The sequence below is a fragment of the Kribbella sp. CWNU-51 genome (genome assembly GCF_054073265.1).
In genome coordinates this window covers 204815-229559 of sequence record NZ_JBSXMZ010000011.1, presented here as the reverse complement: position 1 = coordinate 229559, position 24745 = coordinate 204815, and the positions used below count along the sequence as shown (strand labels likewise).

At 69.7% G+C, this 24745-nt stretch carries 24 protein-coding genes and 1 rRNA gene; 23 read left to right on the top strand and 2 right to left on the bottom strand.

Annotated features, from left to right (window positions below):
- The 4 genes from rrf to ACXC9Q_RS16745 all read left to right on the top strand — a co-directional run.
- Window positions 1–82: ribosomal RNA gene (gene rrf / locus ACXC9Q_RS16760) — 5S ribosomal RNA — on the top strand; the annotation flags it as partial.
- 234 nt (window positions 83–316) lie between these two features.
- Window positions 317–1732: a hypothetical protein gene (locus tag ACXC9Q_RS16755; RefSeq protein ID WP_457057427.1), complete on the top strand. Its 1416-nt coding sequence runs from the start codon at window positions 317–319 to the stop codon at window positions 1730–1732.
- Window positions 1729–2649 (top strand): hypothetical protein, encoded by a 921-nt coding sequence (locus tag ACXC9Q_RS16750; RefSeq protein ID WP_457057426.1) that lies wholly within the window; start codon window positions 1729–1731, stop codon window positions 2647–2649. Before ACXC9Q_RS16755 ends, ACXC9Q_RS16750 begins: the two co-directional genes overlap by 4 nt.
- 54 nt (window positions 2650–2703) lie before the next feature.
- Window positions 2704–3582 (top strand): CHAD domain-containing protein, encoded by an 879-nt coding sequence (locus tag ACXC9Q_RS16745; protein ID WP_457057425.1) that lies wholly within the window; start codon window positions 2704–2706, stop codon window positions 3580–3582.
- Window positions 3583–3586: 4 nt separating this feature from the next.
- Here ACXC9Q_RS16745 and ACXC9Q_RS16740 read toward each other — a convergent pair whose 3' ends face one another.
- On the bottom strand, window positions 3587–4756 hold the full coding sequence (locus ACXC9Q_RS16740) for a DUF1015 family protein (RefSeq protein ID WP_457057424.1): 1170 nt from the start codon (window positions 4754–4756) through the stop codon (window positions 3587–3589).
- A 24-nt stretch (window positions 4757–4780) separates the two neighbouring features.
- Here ACXC9Q_RS16740 and ACXC9Q_RS16735 point away from each other — a divergent pair, with 24 nt between their 5' ends.
- The 16 genes from ACXC9Q_RS16735 (at window position 4781) to ACXC9Q_RS16660 (ending at window position 20521) form a co-directional block, all read left to right on the top strand.
- Window positions 4781–5890, top strand: coding sequence for an HAD-IIA family hydrolase (locus ACXC9Q_RS16735; RefSeq protein ID WP_457057423.1), 1110 nt, complete (start codon window positions 4781–4783; stop codon window positions 5888–5890).
- A 167-nt stretch (window positions 5891–6057) separates the two neighbouring features.
- Window positions 6058–6531, top strand: coding sequence for a phasin family protein (locus tag ACXC9Q_RS16730; RefSeq protein ID WP_457057422.1), 474 nt, complete (start codon window positions 6058–6060; stop codon window positions 6529–6531).
- Window position 6532: 1 nt separating this feature from the next.
- Window positions 6533–7021, top strand: coding sequence for a hypothetical protein (locus ACXC9Q_RS16725; RefSeq protein WP_457057421.1), 489 nt, complete (start codon window positions 6533–6535; stop codon window positions 7019–7021).
- A complete protein-coding gene (locus tag ACXC9Q_RS16720) occupies window positions 7022–7837 on the top strand; it encodes a TlyA family RNA methyltransferase (RefSeq protein WP_457057420.1) in 816 nt (271 codons plus the stop codon).
- Between the two features lie 51 nt (window positions 7838–7888).
- Complete coding sequence (locus ACXC9Q_RS16715; RefSeq protein ID WP_457057419.1) at window positions 7889–8827, top strand: NAD kinase; 939 nt, start codon at window positions 7889–7891, stop codon at window positions 8825–8827.
- On the top strand, window positions 8827–10548 hold the full coding sequence (recN, locus tag ACXC9Q_RS16710; protein WP_457057418.1) for a DNA repair protein RecN: 1722 nt from the start codon (window positions 8827–8829) through the stop codon (window positions 10546–10548). Before ACXC9Q_RS16715 ends, recN begins: the two co-directional genes overlap by 1 nt.
- 127 nt (window positions 10549–10675) lie before the next feature.
- Window positions 10676–11857, top strand: a complete 1182-nt coding sequence (steA, locus tag ACXC9Q_RS16705) for a putative cytokinetic ring protein SteA (RefSeq protein ID WP_457057417.1) — start codon at window positions 10676–10678, stop codon at window positions 11855–11857.
- The gene (locus ACXC9Q_RS16700) at window positions 11854–12801 is read left to right on the top strand and encodes a copper transporter (protein WP_457057416.1); all 948 of its coding nucleotides are present in this window, start codon (window positions 11854–11856) and stop codon (window positions 12799–12801) included. The genes steA and ACXC9Q_RS16700 overlap by 4 nt, the downstream gene beginning before the upstream one ends.
- A 1-nt stretch (window position 12802) precedes the next feature.
- Window positions 12803–13612: a hypothetical protein gene (locus ACXC9Q_RS16695; RefSeq protein WP_457057415.1), complete on the top strand. Its 810-nt coding sequence runs from the start codon at window positions 12803–12805 to the stop codon at window positions 13610–13612.
- Window positions 13591–15216 (top strand): murein biosynthesis integral membrane protein MurJ, encoded by a 1626-nt coding sequence (gene murJ, locus ACXC9Q_RS16690; RefSeq protein WP_457057414.1) that lies wholly within the window; start codon window positions 13591–13593, stop codon window positions 15214–15216. The genes ACXC9Q_RS16695 and murJ overlap by 22 nt, the downstream gene beginning before the upstream one ends.
- Entirely contained in the window at window positions 15213–16235 is a 1023-nt protein-coding gene (locus ACXC9Q_RS16685; protein WP_457057413.1) for a glycosyltransferase family 4 protein, read from the top strand. The genes murJ and ACXC9Q_RS16685 overlap by 4 nt, the downstream gene beginning before the upstream one ends.
- A 21-nt stretch (window positions 16236–16256) precedes the next feature.
- A complete protein-coding gene (locus ACXC9Q_RS16680) occupies window positions 16257–17975 on the top strand; it encodes a CTP synthase (RefSeq protein WP_457057412.1) in 1719 nt (572 codons plus the stop codon).
- A complete protein-coding gene (locus ACXC9Q_RS16675; RefSeq protein ID WP_457057411.1) occupies window positions 17972–18622 on the top strand; it encodes an NUDIX domain-containing protein in 651 nt (216 codons plus the stop codon). Before ACXC9Q_RS16680 ends, ACXC9Q_RS16675 begins: the two co-directional genes overlap by 4 nt.
- 98 nt (window positions 18623–18720) lie before the next feature.
- Window positions 18721–18870 (top strand): hypothetical protein, encoded by a 150-nt coding sequence (locus ACXC9Q_RS16670; protein WP_457057410.1) that lies wholly within the window; start codon window positions 18721–18723, stop codon window positions 18868–18870.
- Window positions 18867–19559, top strand: coding sequence for a cytochrome b N-terminal domain-containing protein (locus tag ACXC9Q_RS16665; protein ID WP_457057409.1), 693 nt, complete (start codon window positions 18867–18869; stop codon window positions 19557–19559). Before ACXC9Q_RS16670 ends, ACXC9Q_RS16665 begins: the two co-directional genes overlap by 4 nt.
- The gene (locus ACXC9Q_RS16660) at window positions 19556–20521 is read left to right on the top strand and encodes a hypothetical protein (protein ID WP_457057408.1); all 966 of its coding nucleotides are present in this window, start codon (window positions 19556–19558) and stop codon (window positions 20519–20521) included. Before ACXC9Q_RS16665 ends, ACXC9Q_RS16660 begins: the two co-directional genes overlap by 4 nt.
- Window positions 20522–20619: 98 nt before the next feature.
- On the opposite strand, the gene ACXC9Q_RS16655 is transcribed toward ACXC9Q_RS16660, so the two are convergent.
- On the bottom strand, window positions 20620–21228 hold the full coding sequence (locus tag ACXC9Q_RS16655; protein ID WP_457057407.1) for a hypothetical protein: 609 nt from the start codon (window positions 21226–21228) through the stop codon (window positions 20620–20622).
- Window positions 21229–21334: 106 nt separating this feature from the next.
- Here ACXC9Q_RS16655 and ACXC9Q_RS16650 point away from each other — a divergent pair, with 106 nt between their 5' ends.
- The 3 genes from ACXC9Q_RS16650 to ACXC9Q_RS16640 all read left to right on the top strand — a co-directional run bounded on the left by ACXC9Q_RS16650 (window position 21335) and on the right by ACXC9Q_RS16640 (window position 24236).
- Entirely contained in the window at window positions 21335–22192 is an 858-nt protein-coding gene (locus tag ACXC9Q_RS16650; protein WP_457057406.1) for a sulfurtransferase, read from the top strand.
- Between the two features lie 92 nt (window positions 22193–22284).
- Window positions 22285–22518, top strand: a complete 234-nt coding sequence (locus ACXC9Q_RS16645) for a hypothetical protein (RefSeq protein WP_457057404.1) — start codon at window positions 22285–22287, stop codon at window positions 22516–22518.
- Between the two features lie 191 nt (window positions 22519–22709).
- Window positions 22710–24236, top strand: a complete 1527-nt coding sequence (locus tag ACXC9Q_RS16640) for an amidase (RefSeq protein ID WP_457057403.1) — start codon at window positions 22710–22712, stop codon at window positions 24234–24236.
- Window positions 24237–24745: the final 509 nt, after the last annotated feature.

Genomic DNA, 24745 nt, shown 5'->3' with positions numbered 1-24745 from the left:
CATTCCGAACCTGGAAGTTAAGCCCGACAGCGCCGATGGTACTGCGATCGGGAGATCGTGGGAGAGTAGGACGCCGCCGGACATTCACACTGTTAAGGGCCACCCCACCGGGGTGGCCCTTAACATATGTCCGGATCTTCTCGGCCCGCACCGCCCTGTCCACGGGAGCCCTCGATGGGGCTACCCGGCGCGGGTGGCGGTAGGTTTGTGCGGTTACCGCACCACTGCATCGTTTGCACAGCATCGTTAGGAGTCACCGTGGCTACGCCACCTCGCAATTCTCACTCCGGCTCGGGGGACCGTCGTGGTTCCTCTGGTGGCGCCGGAGGTTCCGGTCGCTCTGGAGGCGGCCGGTCTGACTCCGCGGGCGGCCGTTCGGACTTCACCGCCGGGCGCTCGAGCTCTGGCGGCGGACGGTCCGGTGGAAGCAGCGGACGATCCGGTGCCGGCGCCGGCAGTTCTGGTGGTGCCGGGCGGTCAGGTGGTTCTGGCGGTGCCGGACGATCTGGTGGCGCGGGCGGCTCCGGGCGAGCTGGTGCGGGTGGCTCCGGGCGATCGGGTGGTGCCGGCGGTTCTGGCGCTGGACGGTCGGGTGGTGCCGGTGGGCGTGGCGGTTCTGGCGGTGGGCAGTCTTCCGGTGGGTATCGGGGACCGTCCGGCCGTGGGGACGGACCGCGGACGGGTGGGCCGCGTGGTGGATCGCGGGACGGGCGTTCCGGGGATCGTGACGATAACCGGTACGACAACCGGCGCGGGTATGCCGGGGCGCGGGGTGATGACAAGGCTGAGCGGGATCCGTTCCGTGGGCAGTTGTCCGATCGTGAGCAGCGCGACGACCGGGGTGCCGGTGGTCGTGGCGCCGGTCGTGATGACCGGGCCGGTGGTTACCGCCGTCCCGAGGGACGTGACGACCGTGGGAGTGCGGGCCGTGGTCCCCGACGGGACGAGGGCGGCTTTCGGCGGGACGAGCGGCCCGCTGACCGCGGTACCTACCGCAGGGACGACCGGTCTGGACGCGACGACCGCGGCGGTCCCCGCCGCGACGAGCGTGCCGGCGACCGCGGCGGCTACCGCAGCGATGGGCGCTCCGCGGGTGGCGACCGTGGCGGCTACCGGAGCGATGACCGTTCCGGTGGTGGCGACCGCGGCGGCTACCGACGTGACGAGCGTTCCGCAGGTGGGGACCGTGGCGGCTACCGGAGCGATGACCGTTCCGGTGGTGGCGACCGCGGCGGCTACCGACGTGACGAGCGCTCGGGTGGTGGCGATCGCGGCGGCTACCGGAGCGATGAGCGTTCCGGTGGTGGCGATCGTGGTGGATACCGGCGTGACGAGCGTTCCGCAGGTGGGGACCGTGGCGGCTACCGGAACGAGCGTTCTGGCGGCGGTTATCCGCGGGCCGGGGGTGACGAGCGTGGTGGGCGCGATGAGCGTAGTGGGTATCAGCGGGATGACCGGGGTAGTCGGGATGAGCGGCCGGCTCAGGATGGGTACCGTGGTGCGGCGCGGGGGAGCGGGCCGGCCCGGGGTGAGCGTGGGGCGTTCCGGCGGGATGAGCGTGGTGGCGACTCGCGTGGGCGTTCGGGGCCGCGGCGGGATGAGCGTGGCGGGCGGGACGAGCGGCGTGGTGGGCCTCGGCGGGATGATCGGGGCGAGGAGAAGGTTGGGCCGCGCCGGGACGATCCGGTCATTCCGGAAGGGATCACCGGGGCTGAGCTCGACCGTTCGGTGAAGGCCGAGCTGCGGTCGTTGCCGCGGAGTCTGGCGGATCTGGTCGCCCAGCATCTGGTCGCGTCGGGGCGGTTCCTCGACGACGATCCGGAGCGGGCGTATCAGCATGCCCGGACGGCTCGGCGGTTGGCTGCGCGGCTTGGCGGCGTACGCGAGGCTGTGGCGATCACGGCGTACCTGGCTGAGCATTATGACGAGGCGCTGACGGAGTTCCGGGCGGTCCGGCGGATGACCGGGAACCACGAGGTGCTCGCGATGATGGCTGACTGCGAGCGGGCGCTCGGGCGGCCGGACAAAGCGCTGGCGCTGACGAAGGACAAGCATGTCCGCGAGCTGTCGGAGGGTACGCAGATCGAGCTGCTGATCGTGGCGGCCGGCGCGCGGCGCGACATGGGGCAGACGGCAGCGGCGATCCAGACGCTCGAGGTGCCGGAGCTGACCAAGCGGACGCGGGCCGAGTGGCTGCCGCGGCTGCGCTATGCGTACGCCGACGCGCTCGAGGCGGCTGGGCGCACGGAAGAGGCGCTCATCTGGTTCCACCGGGCGGCCGGCGTCGACGGGGACGGTGTCACCGGCGCTGCCGAACGTGCTGCCCGGCTCGAAGGCCTCGAGTTCACCGACCTCGACGAAGACGACACAGTCCTGGACGACGAATACTTCGAGCAGGAAGACGACCTGGCCGAGCAGGAAGACGCTGCGGACGAGCTGGGAGACGCCGTGGCCGAGCAGGACGATGCCGTGGCCGAGCAGGACGACGCTGCGGACGAGCGGGAAGACGACCTGGCCGAGCAGGACGATGCTGCGGACGAGCTTGAAGACGCCGCCGAGGAGCTTGAGGACGCCGCCGAGGAGCTTGAGGACGCCGCGGACGAGGGCTTGGTGGACACGCCGGCGGAGGACGACAAGCCCGGGGAATAAGACAGGGAGCTCGACGTACAGCCGCGTTCAGCTCGCGCGGGGGAGAATGGGGCGATGACGGAGAGCGTGGGTGGGGTGGGCGAGCCGCTGGGGGCGGAGGCTCCGGTTCGGGTGCTCGTGGGTAGCGCGCTTGCGAAGGGCGCTACCCGGCTGCAGGGCGCCGTGCTGATGGTGGAGAAGGGCGAGGACGACGCCATCCACCAGGTGCGGGTGTCGTGCCGGCGATTGCGGAGCGACCTGAAGCTGTTCCGGAAGCTGCTGGCGGGCGACTGGGCCGGCGAGCTGCGCAGCGACCTGGCCGCCCTGGCCCAGGCGTGCGGTGAGACCCGGGATCTGGAAGTGATCGCTGCGCTGGTGCGCGAGACCGCGAACAGCGAGGACGACGAAGAGCACGTCGAGACGATCCTGACGACGCTCACCGTCGGGCTGGACCGTGCCTCGGCACGATCGGCCGAGGTGGTGCTGGGGGCGACCACCGCGGAACTGCTCGAGACACTCGAAGCCGTCGCCGCGGCGCCGGACCTCAAACCAACGGCCGCCAAGCCGTGCGGCGAGGTCCTGCCCGAGCTCCTGGATGCCGCCAACCTCAAGTTCACCCAAGAGGCCAACAAGCTGAAGCCCTGGACTCCGGACGACGACTGGCACGAGGTAAGGCTCTTGGCGAAGCGCGTCCGGTACGCCGCTGACACCAGCGCATCCGTACTCGGTGACGAGGCCAAAGCCACTGCGACCCACGCAGCCAAATATCAAGAGCTACTGGGCCAGCACCAGGACCACTGCGCTGCGGCCGACGCGCTGACCGCCATGGCCGAGGACGCAGCCGCGCAGGACGACCCAGAGCTGTCCTTCACCCTCGGACGCCTGACAGAGCGCCACCGGGCCGCTCGCAGGCCACTCCGCGAGGAGTTCCTCAGCCTGTACCACCGGCCCTGACAGCTCACAGCGTCCGGAACAGCAACCCCACCCGTGGCTTAGGGCCGAACGACGTCGCCTTTTGCGGCAGTACGGCGCCCTGCACGGCTGACCGTAGTACCTGATCCATCCGAGGCGCGACGAGCTCCACAGCCGCCTGCTGAGGCCCAGCCAGCGCCACCGCGTCCTGAAGGGTGTGGTGGAAGCTGATGTCCGCCTCAACCACTCCCCAGGCCGGCAGCAGCAGGTCGTGAAGCATCGAGACGGTCGGAGCCTCTTGTCCGCGCGTGGAGCGCAGAGTCACCCAGCTCGACCCATCCGTCACGGCGATCCGGTCCGGTACGCGTTCCACTCGACCAGGCAGGACCTGCCAGCCCTCCGGCGTACGCGACTGGACGGTGGCGAGGTCCAGCCCCGGTACGACGCGGTGGATCGGGTCCAGCGTGAGTGGGTGGCGGTTGTAGTCGACCAGCATCGCCAGACCGAACTCCGCACTCGGGCGGGTCGGTTCACGCCGCTGGCGTTCCAAGTACGCCGCATAGCGGTGGTGGCCGTCCGCGATCAGCGCCTCGTGCTGAGCCAGTTCCGCTGCGATCATCGCCAGCGTCGAAGGGTCCTCGATCCGCCAGATCCGGTGATGCGCGCCGTTGTAGGTGTCTGCGACGACCCATGGCTCACCAGAGCGGGCATTGTCCACCGCATCACTCGCTGCGCCACCATCGCCGTACGCGAGCAGGATGGGCTCCAGGTCGGCGTCGGTCGCTTCCATCAGTTCGAGCCGGTCGTCCACCCAGTGCGGCATCACATCCTCATGGGGCAGCACCACTCGCCTCGCCGGATCCAGGCCGAGTGAGCCGACCAGTCCGCACAGTACGGCGGTCCCCAGTTGCTGCTCGTACACGTACAGCGCGGGCCGCGGGTCCTGCACCACCACACCGTCTCGTTGCCACCCGGTCAGCCGTCGCGCGGGTTCGTCGTACCGGCCGGGGCCGAGGTCCGGATCGCGTGGAAGGATGAGCCTCACCATGTTGTGCAGATCAGAGTCAGTCAGCCGCCGGACCAGGGCGGGTTCCAGTACGTCGTACGGCGGTGACGTGACGGCACCGAGCGCGCTCACCTTGCCGGCCACGAACCGCCACGCGCGCAGCGGGTCGAGCCGCAGGGCGCCCCTCGAGTCCGGCCCGCTTGATGGCATGGGCGGAATCGTACGGGGGGAAGCATGACCACGGAACGGAAAGCGCCCGCGCCGCTCTCGGCGTGTGACGAACCCCTCGCCAGCCGGTACGACGTGGCCCTGCTCGACCTGGACGGGGTCGTGTACGTCGGCCCGGATCCGGTCCCGGACGCGCCCGAGAACCTGCGGAAAGCTGCCAAGGAAGGCATGCGGATCGGCTACATCACCAACAACGCGAGCCGGCCGGCGCGGGTCGTCGCCGAGCACCTCGCGTCGTTCGGGCTGGATGTGATCGCCGACGACGTGGTGACGTCCGCCCAGGCGGCGGCGAAGCTGATCGCGAGCGAGTTCCCCAAGGGTTCGCCGGTGCTCGTGGTCGGTGGTGAGGGGCTGTACACGGCCCTCGAGGAGTACGGGTTGACTCCGGTCCGGAGCAGCGACGCGCGGCCGGTGGCCGTCGCCCAGGGGTTTCACCCGGATGTGAACTGGGTGATGCTCGCGGACGGCGCGCACGCGATTCACGAGGGCGCGAAGTGGTTCGCGACCAATCTGGATCTGACGATTCCGACCGCCGCCGGGAAGGCGCCGGGGAACGGGACGCTGGTGCGGGCGATTCGCGCCGCCGTCGATGTGGATCCGGTCGTCGCCGGCAAGCCCGAGCCGCCGTTGCTGGAGACAAGCATCGAGCGGCTCAAAGCTCAGCGTCCATTGATGATCGGGGACCGGCTGGACTCGGATATCGCCGGGGCGCACGCGGTCGGGATCGCGAGTCTGTGGGTCGCGACGGGCGTGAACGACGCGCATGACCTGGCCCGTGCCCCGAAGGACCAGCGGCCGACGTACATCGCGGCCGGGCTGGGCGCGCTCGCGGAGAAGCAGGCCGGCGTCACGGTCGACGGTGCGCGGCACACGTGTGCGGGCTGGACCGCCGAGGTCGTGAACAACGCGGTGTCGGTGAAGGGCGAAGGGGCGCCGTACGACGGTCTGCGGGCGATCCTGTCCGCGGTGTGGGCCGCGGTCGACGCGCCGGCGAAACCGGCCCCGAAGCCGGCCAAGACGGCCAGTCGCACCCGTCGCCCGCTCCCGAAGCCGGCGCCGGCCCCCGGCAAGATCGCCATCGACGCCGCCCTGCACCGGGTCGGCCTGGACAAATAGACGCATGCCCCCTCACCTGGAGGGTTGCCCGCTGAGATTTCCAGGGGGCAACCCTCCAGCTGAGGGGGTGCCCGTTCAGTTGGAGGGTTGGGCAGACGGGGGGCGGGGCTGGGTGGTATTGCGGGGGTGAGGCGATACCGTTGCTGGGGACGAGCGAGGAGGCAGTCATGGTGTTGGACGCACTGCGCGGCTACGTACAGCTGGCGAGCGGGCTGACCGAGGTCACCCGGCAGAAGGCCCAGGCGGCCGCGAAGGCGCTGCTGCAGCAGACCGGCGCGGATTCGCTGACGACCGGGCTGACCAGCAAGGTGAGCGAGCTGACCGACGAGATCGTTGCCACCAGCAAGAGCAACCGTCAGCTCTTGCAGGCGATCGTGTCGAACGAGGTCGAGGGCGCGGTCGCGCGGCTCGGGTTCGTCCGCTCCGAGGAGGTCGCGGCGCTGACCCGCCGGGTGCGTGCGCTCGAGGGCGAGCTCGCCGAGACCCGCGGCACCGCGCCCGCCGCTGCCGCGCCTGCCGGGGACGAGCTGGAGGACGACGACTGGTCGGCACCGGTGCCGAAGAAGGTAGCCAAGAAGGCGGCCGCGAGGAAGGCACCGGCCGCGAAGAAGGCGGCCACGAAGCCGGCGAAGAAGGCGTGACATGACCGAGCATCCAGGCGAGCAGTTCCCGCCGGACGTGGACCCCGACGTCGAGCCGGGCTTCGCACCGGACCCGTCCGAGGAAGCGCCCGCCCTCCCCGATTACGACACCGAACCGGGCCCGCAGAACCACGCGTACGCCGAGGTCGACACCGAAGCAGCCTTCGAAGCGTCGCTGGACGAATCAGCCGCCGGTGAGACGGTTGAGGAGCACGCGCATGTGGACCCGGCCGAGGTGGAGTTCGGTCCCGAGTTCGCGCGGTCCCCGGGCCAGGAGCACGAACACTCCTTCCTGGCCGAGTCCGCGGAGGATCCCGCCCCGCGCGAGCAGGGACATCCTCTCGTGGAGGAGACGATGTCCCGGCTGGACGAGTTGCGCGACCGGCCGGTGAGCGAGCATGCCGAGGTGTACGCCGACCTGCACGAGCGACTGCAGAGCGCGCTGGTCGAGGCCGACGCCGAGCACGGTGACCGAGGCCAGACGGTCTGAGTGGCCAAGGGAGTCAAGCGATCGCGGCTCGACGCCGAGCTGGTACGACGCGGTCTCGCGCGGTCTCGTGAGCACGCGAGCGACCTGATCGCGGCCGGCAAGGTGAAGGTGTCCGGGACCGTGGCCACCAAGCCCGCGACCGGTGTCGGCGCCGACGCACCGATTCTTGTCGACACATCCGGGACGGACGACCCCGGCTATGCGAGCCGTGGTGCGCACAAGCTGATCGGTGCCCTCGAAGCCTTCGACCAGGTGCAGGTCAAAGGCCGCCGATGCCTCGACGCGGGCGCGTCCACCGGCGGATTCACCGACGTACTGCTCCGCAACGAAGCAGCGCACGTGATCGCCGTCGACGTCGGCTACGGCCAGCTGGTGTGGTCGTTGCAGACCGACGAGCGCGTCACGGTGATGGACCGGACCAACGTCCGGACGCTGACCCTCGACGACATCGGTGGTGAACCGGTCGATCTCGTCGTCAGCGACCTCAGCTTCATCTCGCTCACGCTCGTCCTGCCGGCGCTGATCGGCGTGGTCAAGCCGGACGGCGATCTGGTGCTGATGGTGAAACCGCAGTTCGAGGTCGGAAAGGAGCGGCTCGGCAAAGGCGGCGTCGTCCGCGACCCCGAGTTGCGCGCGGACGCCGTACGCGCAGTGGCGGCCAAGGCCGTCGAGCTCGGCTGGGGAATCGCGGGCGTCGCGGCCAGCCCGTTGCCTGGTCCGTCAGGAAATGTCGAATACTTCCTGTGGATACGCCGGTCAGCGTCGGCGCTCGATGAGACGATGCTCCAGACCGCTGTTCGGAGCGGGCCCCAATGACCGGGGCGGCGGGGCGGGGTAGCAAGGACATGGTGAGAGGTGGGGTCGTTGGTGGGTGAGCACGAGCCGCGGCGCGTGCTGCTGGTGACGCACACCGGGCGGGAACTGGCGGTGGGGGTGGCGCGCGAGGCACACCGGCTGCTGACCGGTGCCGGGATGCAGGTCCGGCTGCTCGGCGACGAGGCCGAGGCGCTCAAGCTCGACCCGGTGGAGATCGTCGACGACCACGAGAAGGCGGCGCTGGACGTCGAGCTGATCATGGTGCTCGGTGGCGACGGCTCGATCCTGCGCGGCGCCGAGCTGGCCCGCCCGCACGGTACGCCGGTGCTGGGGGTGAATCTCGGTCACGTCGGGTTCCTGGCCGAGGCCGAGGTGGACGACCTGGAGCGGATCGTCCAGGTGGTGGTGGACCGCAGCTACACGGTCGAGGAGCGGATGACGCTGGCCGTCGAGGTCCGGCTGGCCGGCGAGCTGATCTTCGACACCTGGGCGCTGAACGAGGCGAGTGTGGAGAAGGCGGCCCGCGAGCGGATGCTCGAGGTGCTGGTGGAGGTCGACGACCGCCCGCTGTCGCGCTGGGGCTGCGACGGCGTCGTGGTGGCGACGCCCACCGGGAGTACGGCGTACGCGTTCTCCGCGGGTGGTCCGATCGTCTGGCCGGAGGTCGAGGCGATCCTGATGGTGCCGCTCAGCGCGCACGCGCTGTTCTCCCGGCCGATCGTGGTGGCGCCGACGTCGCGGCTGTCGATCGAGCTGATCCCGTCCTGGCACGGGCGCGGTGTGCTGTGGTGTGACGGCCTCCGGATGGTCGAGGTGCCGCCGGGCGCCGAGATCGAGGTGCGGCGCGGCACCACCCCGGTCCGGCTGGCCCGGGCGCACGAGGCGCCCTTCACCGACCGGCTGGTGGCGAAGTTCGATCTCCCGGTGCTCGGCTGGCGTGGAGCCGCCGAACGCAAACGCAACGGCAACAGCCAACAGGAGAAGACCTGATGCTGTCGGAAATCCGCATTACCGGATTGGGCGTGATCGAGGATGCCACGCTGGACCTCGATCCCGGGTTCACCGCGGTCACCGGCGAGACCGGGGCCGGCAAGACGATGGTCGTGACCGGGGTGAACATGCTGCTCGGTGGCCGGGCGGACAGCGGCCTGGTGCGGCACGGCACCCGCCGGGCGCGGGTCGAGGGCCGGGCCAGCGGCGTACCGAAGTCGATCGTGCAGCAGGCCGAGGACCGCGGCGGTGAGCTGGACGACGACGAGTTGCTGATCGCCCGCGAGCTCTCCGCGGAGGGCCGGTCCCGGGCGTTCCTCGGCGGCGCGTCCGTCCCGGTGTCCGTGCTGGGTGAGGTGTCCGGCGATCTGGTCGCGATCCACGGCCAGGCCGACCAGTGGCGGCTGCTGCAGCCCGCGCGGCAACGCGAAACCCTGGACACGTTCGCCGGCAAGCCCCTACTCGTGCCCCTGCAGGAGTACGCCGCGGCCTACAAGCGGCACCGCGAGGTCGAGGCCGAGCTGACCGAGCTGACCACCCGGCAGCGCGATCGCCTCGCCGAGGCGGACCTGCTCCGCTTCGGCCTGGACGAAGTCGCGAAGGCCGAGCCCTTGCCGGGCGAGGACATCGAGCTCGCCGCCGAGGAGGACCGCCTCGCGTACGCCGACGGTCTGCGGACCGCGGCCACGACGGCAGCCGACGCCCTGGCCACCGACGACATGGACTCCACCCGGCCGAACGACGTCATCGGGCTGCTCAACCTGACCAAGCAGGTCCTGGATGCGGAGCGCCGGCACGACCCCAAGCTGGCCGAGCTGGCGGACCGGGCCGGCGAGCTCGGGTACCTGGCCGCCGATCTGGCCGGCGAACTGTCGTCGTACGCCGCTGATGTCGACACCGACCCGGCTCGGCTGGCGGTGGTGAGCGAGCGGCGCTCCTTGCTGACCGGTCTGGTTCGCAAGTACGGCGCTGAGCAGGGCACCGTGGACGAGGTCCTCGAATGGACGAAGCGGTCCGCGACTCGCCTGGCCGAGCTGGACGGTAGCGATGAGCGAGTCGAGTTGCTCACTGCTGAGCTGGCTGAGCTGGACGCGAGGCTCGCCGACCTGGGCCGGCAGATGCGCGAGGCCCGGATCGAGGCCGCGGAGCGGCTCGGCGTTCTGGTGTCCGAGGAGCTGACCGGTCTGGCGATGCCGCACGCGGAGCTGTCGGTCGAGGTTCACGAGACCACGGCCGGACCGTTCGGGATCGACGAGGTCGAGTTCTGCTTCGCGGCGAATCCGGGGAGCCCGGCGCGGCCGCTGCAGAAGGCCGCGTCCGGCGGTGAACTCTCCCGGGTGATGCTCGCGCTCGAGGTGATCCTGTCCGACACGCACCCGGTGCCGACGCTGGTGTTCGACGAGATCGACGCCGGGATCGGCGGCCGCGCCGCGGTCGAGGTGGGCAAGCGGCTGGCCCGGCTGGCGGAGAAGACCCAGGTGATCGTGGTGACGCACCTGCCGCAGGTGGCCGCGTTCGCGGACCGTCACGCCATGGTGCTGAAGAGCGACGACGGCTCGGTCACGACGAGTGGTCTGGTCGCGCTCGACGACGATGCCCGGTTGAAGGAACTGTCGCGGATGATGGCCGGCCTGGAGAACTCCGACGCCGCCCAGGCCCATGCGGAGGAACTCCTCGCCCTCGCCGCGGAACGCCACAAACCCCGGCGAAAGAAGCGCTGAAACCCGCCGCATGTCGTTCGAAAGGACGATTTTGACGCAGCGTTACTGTTATTTCAGTGCGTGAACAAGGGCCTGCCCGGGTAAATGGCCAGGGAAGGGGCTCTTGACATGGCAGGATGAGAGCGCGATGAAACTGCCCAGCCTGCGGAGAGCGCGACCTACTGAACTGCCCGGGACCGCCGGAGTGGTCCGGCTCGATCGGCGTACCAAGAATCTCACGAAACGGCTGAAGCCGGGCGAGATCGCGGTCATCGACCATGTCGATCTGGACCGGGTCAGCGCCGAGGCGCTGGTCGACTGCAAGGTCGCCGCGGTGGTGAACGTCGCCGACTCGATCAGCGGCCGCTATCCGAACCTCGGTCCGGAGATCCTCGTCGAGGCCGGGATCCCGCTGGTCGACGGGGTCGGCCGCGAGGTGTTCTCGATCCTGCATGAGGGCGAGCGGGTGCGGCTCAACGAGGGCTCGCTCTACCGCGGTGAGGAAGTCGTCGCCAAGGGCGTCGTACAGGACAGCCAGACCGTCGCGGAGCTGATGGACGAGGCCCGGTCCGGGCTGTCCAGCCAGCTCGAGGCCTTCACCGCCAACACCCTCGAGTACCTGCGGCGCGAACGCGACCTGCTGCTCGACGGTGTCGGCGTCCCCGAGGTCCACACGCCGATGGACGGCAAGCACGTGCTGATCGTGGTCCGCGGGTACGACTACCGCGAGGACCTGGTCGCCCTGCGGTCGTACATCCGCGAATACCGGCCGGTGCTGATCGGGGTCGACGGCGGCGCCGACGCCCTGGTGGAGAACGGGTACGCCCCGGACCTGATCGTCGGCGACATGGACTCGGTGCGGGACGACACGCTGAAGAGCGGCGCCGAGGTGGTCGTGCACGCGTACCGCGACGGCCGCGCGCCCGGCTCGGAGCGGCTGGAGCGGCTCGGGATCGACTCGATCGAGTTCCCGGCCACCGGCACCAGTGAGGATGTCGCGATGCTGCTGGCCGACTCCAAGGGTGCCTCGCTGATCGTCGCGGTCGGCACGCACAACTCGCTGGTGGAGTTCCTCGACAAGGGACGCTCCGGGATGGCGAGCACCTTCATCACCCGGCTGCGGGTCGGTGCCAAGCTGGTGGACGCCAAGGGTGTCGGCCGGCTGTACCGCAGTCGCGTGTCGACCTTCCAGGTGGTCGCGCTGGCCGCGGCCGGCCTGTTCGCACTCGGCATGGCGTTGGTCGCGATCGGCGCCGACGACGTGCTCTGGTCGATCCTGCGGGCGCGCTGGAGCGACTTCGTCTACTGGATCCGGGAGCTGTTCACGTGATCGACTTTCGCTACCACATCGTCTCGATCGTGGCGATCTTCTTCGCCCTGGGCGCCGGTGTGGTGCTCGGTTCCGGCCCGCTGAAGGGCGCCGGCAACGAGCTCGTCCAGGCGCAGGCCGAGAAGGACCGGCAGCAGCTGGCCGACGCGCGGGCCGAGCTGGTTCAGGTGAAGGCCCTGGACAAGTACCGCGACGACTTCGTCGCCAAGGTCACGACCGGGCTGACCGACGGCAAGCTGACCGGCAAGAAGATCGTGGTCGTGACGATGCCGAACGCCGACGGCGACCTGACCACGTCGATCCAGGACGAGCTGGAGAAGGCCGGCGGCCAGGTGACCACGAAGGTGGCGCTGGACGCCAGGCTCTTCGACCCCGGTCAGCGTCAGCTGGTCGAGTCGCTGGTCACCCAGCTCGTCACCGCGGACATCCAGTTCCCGGCCGACAGTACGACGTACCAGCGGGCCGGACTGATCCTGGCCCGGGGGGTCGCGGCCAAGGAGGAAGGCAAGACCGCCGACGCCGACTCGACCAAGATCCTCAGCGGACTGACCGGCGCGAAGCTGTTGTCGCTGAAGCCGTCGCAGATCAAGGACCGGGCCAGCCTGATCGTCGTCGTGGCCGCCAAGCCGCCGACGCCGACCCCGGACAACTCGACGTACAACGACTCCGTCGACTTCATCCAGGGTCTGGATGAGGGCAGCGGCGGTGTCGTCGTGGGCGGTACGGCGGAGACCGCGCAGAACGGCGGTCTGATCAAGGCCTTGCGGAGTGACTCCGAGGCGTCCAAGATCGTTTCCTCGGTGGACGTGGCCGACCTCCCCTCCGGGCAGATGACAGTCGTCTTCGCACTGGTCGAGCAGGCGAGTGGCAAGGCGGGGCACTACGGCGCCATCGACGCGAAGAACGGCGTTGCGCCGTCGGCCGTACAGACGAAGGACAACTGACGTGGGAATTCTCAGCGCTGCCGTCGCGGCAGCCGCCACCGCCGCGCTCGAACGCGCCGCGGACAAGCTGCCGAAGGAGAACCGGGAGCCGTTCGAGCGGACGAACCATCGCGGTGAGCCGGTCACGTTGCTGGAGGGACCGATCGCGGTCCTCGGCGCGCTGGCCGGGGTCGCGACGTCCAAGTCCGACGGCAAGGTCAAGGCGGCCGCGCTGCTCGCGGGCTCGGTGTCGGGTGCGGTCGGTGCGTACGACGATCTGCGCGGCACCACGCAGGCCAAGGGTTTCCGCGGCCACCTCAGCGCGTTGAAGCGTGGTGAAGTGACCAGCGGCGCGGTGAAGATCCTCGGCGTCGGTGCGGCAGGCCTGGCCGCCGCGGCGCTGCTGCCGCGCAGGTCCAGTGGTGTGAAGGCGGTCGCCGGAATCGTTGCCGACGGCGCCTTGATCGCCGGCACCGCCAACCTGACCAACCTGCTCGACCTGCGTCCCGGCCGTGCGCTGAAGGCGGTCGCCGCGGTGAACGCGCCGCTCGCGGTCGTGAACGGCCCGGCCGGCGCGGTCGTCGGAGCGGCCGTGGCCTCGGCGCCGTCCGACCTCGGTGAGCGTTCGATGCTGGGCGACTGCGGCGCGAACGGCCTCGGCGCCATCACCGGTACGGCGCTCGCCGCAGCGCTCCCGCGGCCACTCAAGACGCTGGTGCTGGGCGCCGTCGTCGCACTGAACCTGGCGAGCGAGAAGGTCAGCTTCACCAAGGTCATCGCAGGCAACCCGGTCCTGGACAAGATCGACCAGTGGGGCCGACGACCCAGGTGAGCGAAGACGGCTCGGCCGGCCGGCCGAGCGCGGGAGCGCGCGTAGCGCAGGCGGCTCTGCTCATTGCCGGGATCACCGTGCTCGCCCGAGTGGCCGGCTTCGGCCGCTGGCTCGTCTTCTCGAAGACCGTCGGGGCCGGTTGTCTCGCCGAGGCCTACACCACGGCGAATCAGCTGCCGAACATTCTGTTCGAGGTGGTCGCCGGCGGAGCGCTCGCCGGTGTGGTCATCCCGGTGCTGGCCGGCCCGGTGGCGCGGGGCGACCGAGCCGCGCAGGGGCGCATCATCGGCGCGCTCTTCTCGTGGTCCTTTCTCTTGCTCGCGCCGTTCGCCTTGCTGGCTTGGGTTCTCGCCGGTACCTACACGGACGCGATGCTGGACCCCGGCGCGGAGTGCGGTGGTTCGGCGGCGACTGCGACCCGGATGCTGGCGATCTTCGTGCCGCAGGTCTTCGGCTACGCGATCGCAGTGATCGCGACCGCGGTTCTCCAATCCCACAAGCGTTTCGCACCGGGTGCGCTGGCGCCATTGATCTCGAGCCTGGTGGTCATTGCCACCTACTTCCTGTTCGCAGCCGCGGCCCCTGACGCCGACGCCGCCTCACGGAGTGCCGCCGGCCTGCTGGCCTGGGGTACGACGGTCGGAGTGGCCGCACTGGCTCTCACAGTCCTGGTGCCGATGCTGTTCCTGCGCCTGCCGATCCGACCCACACTGCGACTGGACGCCGGCGTCGGTCCGGTGCTTCGAAGGCTCGCACTGGCCGGCCTGGCGGTCCTGATCGCACAGCAGCTCACCTTCGTCGTCACCACCTACCTGGCCAACCACAGGGGCGTTGCGGGCAGCATCGCCGTCTACACCTGGGCCAACGCGATCTACCTGCTCCCGTACGCCGTACTCGCGGTGCCGATCACGACGGCGGTGTTCCCGCGACTCGCAGCGACGCATGAGTCAAGGGAGCGCTTCGACTTCTACGCGTCGGGCTCAACGCGCGCGGTGATGCTGGCCGGCGGTGCGGGAGCAGCCTTGCTGGTCGGGACTGCTGTCCCGGTGGCACGCATCTTCGCGTACGACGACGGCACGGTGCACGAGGCCACGGCGTCTTCGCTGGCTCACGCGTTGGTCGCGTTCGCACCTGCTGCCATCGGTTTCGCGGTCCTGATGCATGTCGGCCGCGTGCTCTACGCGCGGCACTCGGGTCGCGAGATGGCCATCGTGACGTCGGCGGCCTGGGTGCTGGTCGCCGTTGCCGGGGTGGTGCTGACCGCCGAGTGGGACGCGGTGCCGGCGTTGGCAGCAGCCATGTCGGTCGGCATGGTGGCTGGCGCTGTTGTCCTACTCGTCGTCCTGCAGCGTGAAGCCGGGCCTGGTGTGCTGTCCGGCCTGACCCGTGCCACCCTTGCCGCAGTGGTCGGCGCAGCGCTGGCCGGTGCTGCCGGCTGGGCGGTCGCTCTGCCGGCCGACGACGCCGGAGTGGGCGAGGCACTCGTGTTCGGCGTGCTATCGGGCCTGGCGGTTGTCATCGTGTACGCCGCGGTCGCGGTGGTCCTGGATCGCGCGGATGCGCGCGCACTGTTCCGTCGGCGTCTGGTGGAGGAGAAGCAATGAGGATCGGGCTGCTGCTCGCGGAGTCGCGCGGCGGAATCGGGCAGCACGTCGCCTCGCTCGTGCCCCGCTTCGTCGACGCCGGGCACGAGGTGGTCGTGTGTGCGCCGCCAGGCACCGCGGAGCACTTCGACTTCGGCGCCGCGACGATCGTCACGCAGGCGGCGCTGCGTGGGTCCGATGTGATCCACGCCCACGGCTATCGCGCCGGCATGGCCGCACTGCGAGACCGGTCGCGGTTGCGGCCGCTCGTGGTCAGCTGGCACAACGCGGTGATCGCACCCGGACCGCGTGGGCTCGTGATGCGGTTGGGCCAGCGCCTGGTCGCCAGGGGCGCGGACCTGACGCTGGGCGCCTCCAGCGACCTCGTGGACCTGGCGAAGAGCCTGGGCGCCCGGGACGCTCGTCTGGCGCCTGTGGCGGCTCCTGCGATCCCTCAGGTCCGTACGCCGGCTGCGGACGTGCGCCAAGCACTGGGCGTGGGCCAACAGCCTCTGGTCCTCACAGTGGGCCGGTTGGCTCCGCAGAAGGACTATCCGACCCTGCTGTCCGTCGCTGCCCGGGTGCACGAGTCGACTCCGGACGCCGTGTTCGTGGTCGTCGGTGATGGGCCGCTGCGCGAGAACCTGCAGGCCCGGATCGACGCCGAGCAACTGCCGGTGCGGCTGCTCGGACATCGGTCCGATGTGGCCGATCTCCTGGGCGCCGCCGATGTGTTCTTGCTCACATCCCACTGGGAGGCCCGGGCCCTGGTGATCCAGGAGGCGATGCAGGTCGGCGTACCGGTGGTGGCGACCGCGGTCGGCGGCATTCCCGAGCTGGTCGAGGGCAGCGCTGTCCTCGCGTTTCCCGGTGACGCGGACGGGTTGGCCGACGGCGTTCGGGCGGTGCTCGCGGAGCCCGAGACCGCGAACGGTATGCGGACGCGGGGCCGGGAGTTGGCCGCCAGATGGCCGGACGAGGACGCGGTGGCGAAGAATCTGCTGGACATCTATGCGGGTCTCGTCGCGACCAGGGGTTGACAAGAGGTAGGCTGAAGGCCCGTGGACAGGGCTTCGAACTTCCAGCAGACCAAGCACGTTTTCGTCACCGGTGGTGTGGCGTCCAGCCTCGGCAAGGGGCTGACAGCGTCCAGCCTCGGCAGTCTGCTGACGGCACGGGGCATCCGGGTGACCATGCAGAAGCTGGATCCGTATCTCAATGTGGATCCCGGCACCATGAACCCGTTCCAGCACGGCGAGGTGTTCGTCACCAACGACGGCGCCGAGACCGACCTGGACATCGGGCACTACGAGCGCTTCCTCGACCGGGACCTCTCCCAGGTCGCCAACGTGACCACCGGACAGGTCTACTCGAGCGTGATCGCCAAGGAGCGGCGCGGCGAATACCTCGGTGACACCGTCCAGGTGATCCCGCACATCACCAACGAGATCAAGGAACGGATGCTGGCGATGGCCGGCCCCGACGTGGACGTCGTACTCCACGAGATCGGCGGCACGGTCGGCGACATCGAGTCGCTGCCGTTCCTGGAGGCGGCCCGGCAGGTCCGGCACGACGTCGGCCGCGACAACGTGTTCTTCCTGCACATCTCGCTGGTCCCGTACCTCGCCCCGAGCGGCGAGCTGAAGACCAAGCCGACCCAGCACTCGGTCGCCGCGCTGCGCTCGATCGGTATCGCCCCGGACGCGGTCGTCTGCCGCGCCGACCGGCCGATCCCGGACGGCGTCAAGCGGAAGATCTCGCTGATGTGCGACGTCGACCAGGAGGCCGTGGTGGCCGCCGTCGACTCGCCGAGCATCTACGACATCCCCAAGGTGCTGCACACCGAGGGCCTCGACGCGTACGTCGTCCGCCGCCTGAACCTGCCGTTCCGCGACGTCGACTGGACCCGCTGGGACGAGCTGCTCCGGGTCGTGCACCACCCGAAGGACGACGTCACGGTCGCGCTGGTCGGCAAGTACATCGACCTTCCGGACGCGTACCTGTCGGTCGCGGAGGCGCTGCGAGCCGGCGGCTTCGACAACGACGCGCGGGTGAACCTGCGCTGGATCGCGTCCGACGAGTGCGCCACTCCCGAGGCGGCCGCGCGGCTGCTCGGTGACGTGGACGCGATCTGCATCCCGGGCGGGTTCGGCGTCCGTGGCATCGAGGGCAAGATCGGCGCGATCCGGTTCGCCCGCGAGCAGGGCATCCCGATCCTCGGTCTGTGTCTCGGCCTGCAGTGCATGGTGATCGAGGTGGCCCGCGACCTGGCCGGCCTGGTGGACGCGAACTCCAGCGAGTTCGACCCGGACGCCGAGCAGCCGGTGATCGCGACGATGGAGGAGCAGAAGGACATCGTGTCCGGCTCCGGCGACCTGGGCGGCACCATGCGGCTCGGCCTCTATCCGGCGAACCTGGCCGACGGCTCGATCGTCCGCGGCCTGTACGGCGCTCCGTCCGTGCAGGAGCGGCACCGGCACCGCTACGAGGTCAACAACGCGTACCGGGACAAGCTGGAGACCGCCGGACTGGTGTTCAGCGGACTGTCGCCGGACAACGAGCTGGTCGAGTTCATCGAGCTGGACCGCTCGCTGCACCCGTACTTCGTCGCCACCCAGGCGCACCCGGAGTTGCGGTCCCGGCCGACCAAGCCGCACCCGCTGTTCTCCGGGCTGATCGCGGCCGCCCTGGTCCGCCAGCGCGAGTCCCGGCTGCCGGTCGAGGAGCCTGCCGTCACGAAGAAGACCGCGGCCGGCAAGACCGCGGTCAAGACTCGATGAAGGATCACCCAGAACTGCGATTCGGTGCCGGTCTGGCCGACGTCCGTGAGCAGTGGCCGGTCTCCGCGTCGGAGGTCGTGCACACGACCGGTCGAGTGATCTCGGTACGGCGCGACACCGTCGCCCCACCGGGTCAGGACTCCTTCGTGCGCGATGTCGTCGTACACCCCGGTGCGGTGGGTGTGGTTGCCCTGGACGACGACCACCGGATGCTCCTGGTGCGCCAGTACCGGCATCCGGTCGGCTACCGGCTGCTCGAGCCACCGGCCGGACTGCTCGACGTCCAGGGGGAGCAGTACCGCCTGGGCGGTGAGCGTGAGCTGTGGGAGGAGACCGCGACCAAGGCCGCCGACTGGCGGATCCTGGTCGACGCGTTCACCTCGCCGGGCATGACCACCGAAGCGATCCGCATCTTCCTGGCCCGCGACCTGTCACCCGACGACGAGTCCTACGACCGCCTCCACGAGGAGGCCGACATGGAAACCGTCTGGGCACCCCTGATCGACGTCGTCGGCGCCGTCCTGGCCGGCCACCTCCAGAACCCCATCCTCGTGATGGGCTCCCTCGCCGCCTGGACCGCCCTCAACGGCCCCGGCTTCGAATCCCTCCGCCCCGCCGACTCCCCCTGGCCCGCGAAAGACCGTTAGGGCACTTTGGTCCCGTGCGGTAGGGGACTAGGTCCCTGCCCAGCGGTCACGGACGCGCGGAATCTGGGAGCAACAGCGGGTTCCGCGGAGGTGACCAGATGAAGGGCAGCTACATCGATTGGGGCGTCATCCAGATCTCGGTGACGAACCTGGTGATCATCGTGGCGATGATCGTCGTCTTCGGACTGGCCCTCGTCGTCCCGTTCCCGACGGGCCGTTCGGACGATGACGACGAGGCCGGATCATGACCTCGATCGTCAGCCGTACGGCGGCCGGGGGACAGTCGCAGCCGGGCTCACGGAACTGGACGGCCCGTCTCCGCGCCCGGCTCGGACGGGTCGTCCCACCGGGTCAGCTGTTGCCGGACCGGCAACCGGCGTACGTCAACTCCTGGATCTATGTCTTCGGTGCGCTGACACTGGCCGCCCTGCTGACGGTGCTGGCCTCTGGGGTGGTGCTGACGGTGGGCGGTGCGGCCTGGTGGCACACGTCGTCGGTCGGACACTTCGTGAACTCGCTGCACCTGTGGAGCGTGGAGCTGTTCTTCGCCTTCATGGTGATCCACCTGTGGGGGAAGTTCTTCATGGCCGCATGGCGCGGGCGGCGGGCACTGACCTGGATGACCGGGGTCGTCGCGTTCCTGGGTTCCATCGGCACTGCGTTCACCGGGTACCTGTCGCAGTCGAACTTCGACTCGCAGTGGATCAGTGGTCAGGCGAAGGACGGCCTCAACTCGGTCGGCATCGGCGCCTGGTTCAATGTGCTCGATCCGGGTCAGATGCTGCTGTGGCACGTCGCTCTGCTCCCCGGGTTACTGGGGATCCTCGTGGTCGCGCATGTCGTGCTGGTCCGCCGGCACGGTGTCGTCCCACCGATCGACGCGGAGTCTCCGACGGCAGCGGAGCCTGACGAGTCCGGCGAGGAGGGACCGCGATGAACGCGACCTCGACACCGTCCCGGGCCCGGCGCGACCGGACCCCGGATGCGCACGACTTTCCCACCCGCTCCTATGACCTGGTCAAGGAGTTCGTCCTGGCGCTGGCCGTCGTGGTTGTCCTGACGGTTCTGCTGGCGGTGGTGTTCTCGTCACCCGACGAGAAGTCGATCAGCCTGGCGGATTGGGCCGACAAGGCACCGAACGACGTCGTGGCGACTGCCGCCGGTGAACTGGCCGGCACGACCACGAGTGCCGAGTACGGCGCGCCGTACAACACCGCCGGGTCCGGACAGGTCCTCGGTCCGCTCGCGCTGCAGCGGTGGGCAGGGGTTCGGATTCCGGTCGACTCCGCGCAAGATCTGGTCATCACGCCGCTGCGCGGCGTGAGTGGCGACCCCGCGCTGACAAGCGCACTGGCCCGCTGGGACGCAGCGACTGACGAGCAGCGGCAGGCCTGGGCCGCGACCTATGCCGACGCGCTCGCCGCGGCACCGGACACCAACGCCTCCGCTGTCCCGATCGTGCCCGCCGAAGGCCCGGTCCCGGTCCTGACGGCGAGCTTCCTGCGGTTGGCCAGGAGCGGCGGACTCGAAGGCGCACTAGATGCCAAGGGCAACTTCTACAAGGGCGATGCGACGCGTGGCCTCTTGCTACTGTCCGACGGCGCTTACCTCGAGGACCAGGCGCGGGCGCGGAACCTCGGCGGCGACCAGTGGGGCATGATGAACGAGACCGGGAACTACCCGGGGCAGCCCTGGATGTGGCTCTACACGTTCTGGTACCAGGTCAAACCGTTCTCGACCTCGGACAACGCCGACGCCCAGGTCTGGGCGCTGATGATGGTGCTGTCCCTCGGGCTGGTGCTCGTGCCGTTCATCCCCGGGATCCGCTCGATCCCGCGGTGGGTACCGATCCACCGGCTCGTCTGGCGCGACTACTACCGTCAGCACCCTCCCCGCTGAGTCCCCGTGATCGCGTAGCCCACTCGAGTGGGGAAAGAAACTTGCACCAGGCGCCCCGAATAGTTTCCCCACCGGCGCGAACCGATCGGGCTCGGGTGTCAGGGCCGCCCGAGGCCGAGCGGCTCGCCGCCGTCCTCCACGAGGGCGGCGGCGACCAGCCGTGCGTTCGCTGCGAACTCCTCGGCGGGCAGCTTCGGCAAGATGTCGTCCCAGGCCGCGATCATTGCCCCACGCAACTGCATCATCCCGGCCGGCCGCGCGAGGAACCAGACGTGGAAGTGCTCGCTCCCATCGCCCCACCGGCTGAAATGTGTCCGCCCCACGCTGTCGATCCGCTGGATCGCGGCGGCCACGCGCTGGATCATCGGCCCGAGCGTGGCGGTCAACTCCGGCGGCAGGTTGTCGAGCCGGTAGTGCTCGCGCGGCACGAGCAGCGCGACCATCGGCAGGCCACTCAGCTCGAAGCCGGCCTTGAGAATCCACTGCTCGTCCGCCCAGATCGCGTTCCCGTCCAGATCCTCACATGTCGGGCATGAACCCCCGCCGGGCTCACCGCGCCGCGGCGGCTCCGGTAGCACCGGGTCGGCCAGCGGCACCACCTGGACATCGCCCTCGAACGGGAAGAACGGTCCGCCCAGCAACGGCTCGGCTGACATGCGTTCGCCGTACGGAAGCCTGCGGTGGTAGTCGGACGGGAGCTCGGTCATGCGCACATTCTGCCTGCTGGCCGTCTCACGTTCGCGGTGGCCGGATCGAGAAAGGTACAGCGGTACGTACACTAACGATTCGTACACTAATCAATGAGGAGGAACGATGGCGCGAGAGCAGGTGCTGGTCGACGGTGACTGGCTGGAGAAGCGGCTGGACGACCCCGCCGTGGTGGTCTTCGAGGTGGACGAGAACAGCCAGGCGCACGCCGATCGGCACATCCCCGGCGCGCTCGCCCTCGACTGGCGAGCCGACCTGCAGGACCCGCTCCGCCGGGAACTGATCGGCCAGGACGCCTTCGAGGAACTGCTGACCACGCACCAGGTCACGCCGGACGACACCGTGATCCTGTACGGCGGGGACAACAACTGGTTCGCGGCCTACGCGTACTGGTATTTCAAGCTCTACGGTCATCGGGACGTGCGCCTCCTCGACGGAGGCACCAAGCGCTGGCAGCTCGATGGACGAGTGCTGACGGATGCGCCGGCCGCCCGTGCGCGCACGCCCCGGCCCGCCGCCTACCAGGCCCAGCCCGCGGACGCGAACCTGCGGGCCTACCGCGACGACGTCATCGCCGCCATCGGCCGGGACAGCATCCTCGACGTCCGGTCGCCGGCGGAGTTCTCCGGCGAGATCCTGGCGCCGGCGCACTTCCCGCAGGAGCAGCCGCAGGTGCCCGGGCACGTCCCCGGCGCTGTCAACGTGCCGTGGTCCCAAGCCGTGGCCGACGACGGCACCTTCCTCGCCGACGAACGGCTTCGCGAGCTGTACGCCGGTGCCGGGCTCTCGCTGACCGGACCCGGCGAGGCTTCCGCCGATATCGTCGTCTACTGCCGGATCGGCGAGCGCAGTGCGCACAGCTGGTTCGTCCTGCACGAGCTCCTGGACCAGCCGTCGGTCCGGAACTACGACGGTTCCTGGGTCGAGTACGGCTCGCTGATCGGCGTACCGGTCGAGCTGTGACCCGGCCTGCACGGGCGTTGCAGCGAGCTGCAACGCCCGTGCAACAGGCCGGCGGACCATCTGATCACGACCCCTCAGCTCCGGGAGATCAGATGAGCATCGCCAGCGAACGACACTGGACCAGCGACCTCGTCACAGCCTTGTGCCAGCAGCTCTACGCCCTGGCACGACGCGAGGAGGAAGCCGCCGCCACCCTTGCCTCGCGGACGCCGTACTGGGCGTCGCTCCCGCCGTCGGTCGAGGCACATCGCGTGGCGGCCCGGCTGCTGCGCGACGATGCGGACCGCCTCGAGTTCGAGTCCCGTCCCTGGGGCGTCCCGATCTGAGGAGGTGGACCCATGCTGATCGAAAGCTCAGAGGTGGACCAAGTGGTGCTGGTGTGCGGCTCGGACGATTGTGGCGGCCGCGAAGCTGACCACGAGTCCGAGACCGTCGCGTACTGGGAGACGCCCGACTCCGGCACCCTGGTCACCCGGAAAACCTGTCGCCGGTGCAGCCTGGCGACGATCATCCGGCGATGGGTCGGGCCCGCCCGTCCACCGTCGCACGACTGCGGCTACTACAGCGACTCCTCTGGTCTCTGTTCCTACTGCACCTGCTGATGGTTGCTTGGCCGAGCCTGGCCGAACTCCGGCACGACCTGGTGATGCTGGTCCGTACCTCGACCGCCCTCGTCGACGAGTGCTTGACCCGGATCGCCGAGCTCGACCCGCGGCTGGGCGCCGTACTGGCGTTGAATCCGCAGGCAGGAAGCGAGGCCGCGGCGGCCGACGAGCATCTCCGGCGGACGGGTGAACCGCTCGGCCCGTTGCACGGCATCCCGATCCTGGTGAAGGACGTGTTCGAGACGCGAGGGATTCCCACGAGCTTCGGGTGCCGCGCCTTTCGCGACCACGTTCCGGGAGAGGACGCGGAGGTCGTACGGCGACTGAGGTCAGCCGGAGCCATCATCCTCGGCAAGACCGCGACCCCGGACTTCGCGATGTCGTGGCTGTCCGACTCGTCCACCGGGGTCGACACCGTCAACAGTCGATCGGAATGGCATGATGCCGGCGGCTCGAGCAGTGGATCCGCGGTGGCCGTTGCGGCTGGGCTCGCACCGGTAGCGCTTGGGTCCGACACGGGAGGGTCCGTGCGGGTGCCGGCTTCGTTCAACGGGGTTGTCGGGATGCGTCCGACGACAGGCCTCGTGCCGACGCGTGGGATGGCCGCATTCGTGTCGATGCAGGACACCCCGGGTCCGCTCGCCAGGTGCGTCGATGATGCCGCGGTTCTGCTGGAAGTGCTGGCGGGTAAGCGATGGGACGAACCTCCGCGGCGGCTAGAAAGCTATCGGCTCGGTGCGGTCGTATTGCCCGACTATCCGATGGAATGGGACGGCTCGGAGCAGGTGTCTGCGGTCTTCGACGACGCACTCGATCGTCTCCGCTCCTACGGGGTTCAGATCGTCGACCGGGTCCAGGTGCCGAAGCTCGGGGACCTCCTTCGGGACAGCTCGCCGTACCTGGTGGCGGCGCGGGAGGACATCGACGCCTTCTTGGCCTCGCGTGGCAGCAGATCCTTCAGCGACCTGCACGAGGAAGGTGTCTTCCCCGATGGGCTGGATCTCGCCGAGTTGCTCGCGACGCGGTCGTCACCTGGAGCTCAGGCACGGGCCGAGCTGCAGGCCGCGCGGAGTCGGCTGCGTGACACGGTCGTGGATGTGATGGCAGGCCAGGGACTGGATGCCCTCGTCTACCCGACCGTTCGGGTGCCGGCGCCGCGGCGGGATCGCGATCGATTGCGGTTGCCGAGTCGGCGGCTGCCGGTCAACACCCTGATCGCATCACAGGCGGATCTGCCGGCGCTGACCTTGCCGGCAGGCAGAACGGACGACAGCTCCGGGTCCGGGAGGTCTTCGAGATCGAGCAACAGGGCTCAGCCGGGTCCGCGGTCGCTCGCACGGGCGAGAGGGTTACCGGTCGGCCTCGAGTTGCTGGGACGGCCGGCTGGGGACGCGGCATTGCTGAGCCTGGCACGCGTGGTCGAGCACGCCTTGGCCTGAGTCCGAAGGTGCGGCTGCAACGGCTCGCTTCGGCCGACCGAACCCTAACCACTTGAAGGGATCTCCCCTCAACTTGCCCCTTCTCCCCCCGAAATACCGCGAGAGAAGGGGCAAGATCAGGGGAGATCCCCTGAAATGAGGCTCGTCTGCTCGATGTGTGGGTGGTGGCGCACCTGCGGTGTCGTGGTCAGCGGGCGGACCCACAACCGGTGACCTGAGACGGCCCTGGTCCGGTCGCGGCCCCCGGTTCCATGTATCCGGTCGGCAGCCTCCAGACGCTCAGACGCCGAGGTCCCGGCATGCTTGGGCCGCCAGGGTCCCGGCATGCTTGCGCCGCCGGGGGTGTTGATCGGCGCGATTGCCGCGACCCTGGACAGGTGCCGGGGTCCTCGGACATCGCACAGCCTGTCCGAGGCCTCCAGACGGTGTCCCAGGCCCCGCGGATCGCCGCCGGTCCCACGCGCCGCCGGTCCCACGCGCCGCCGGTCCCACGCGCCGCCGGTCCCACG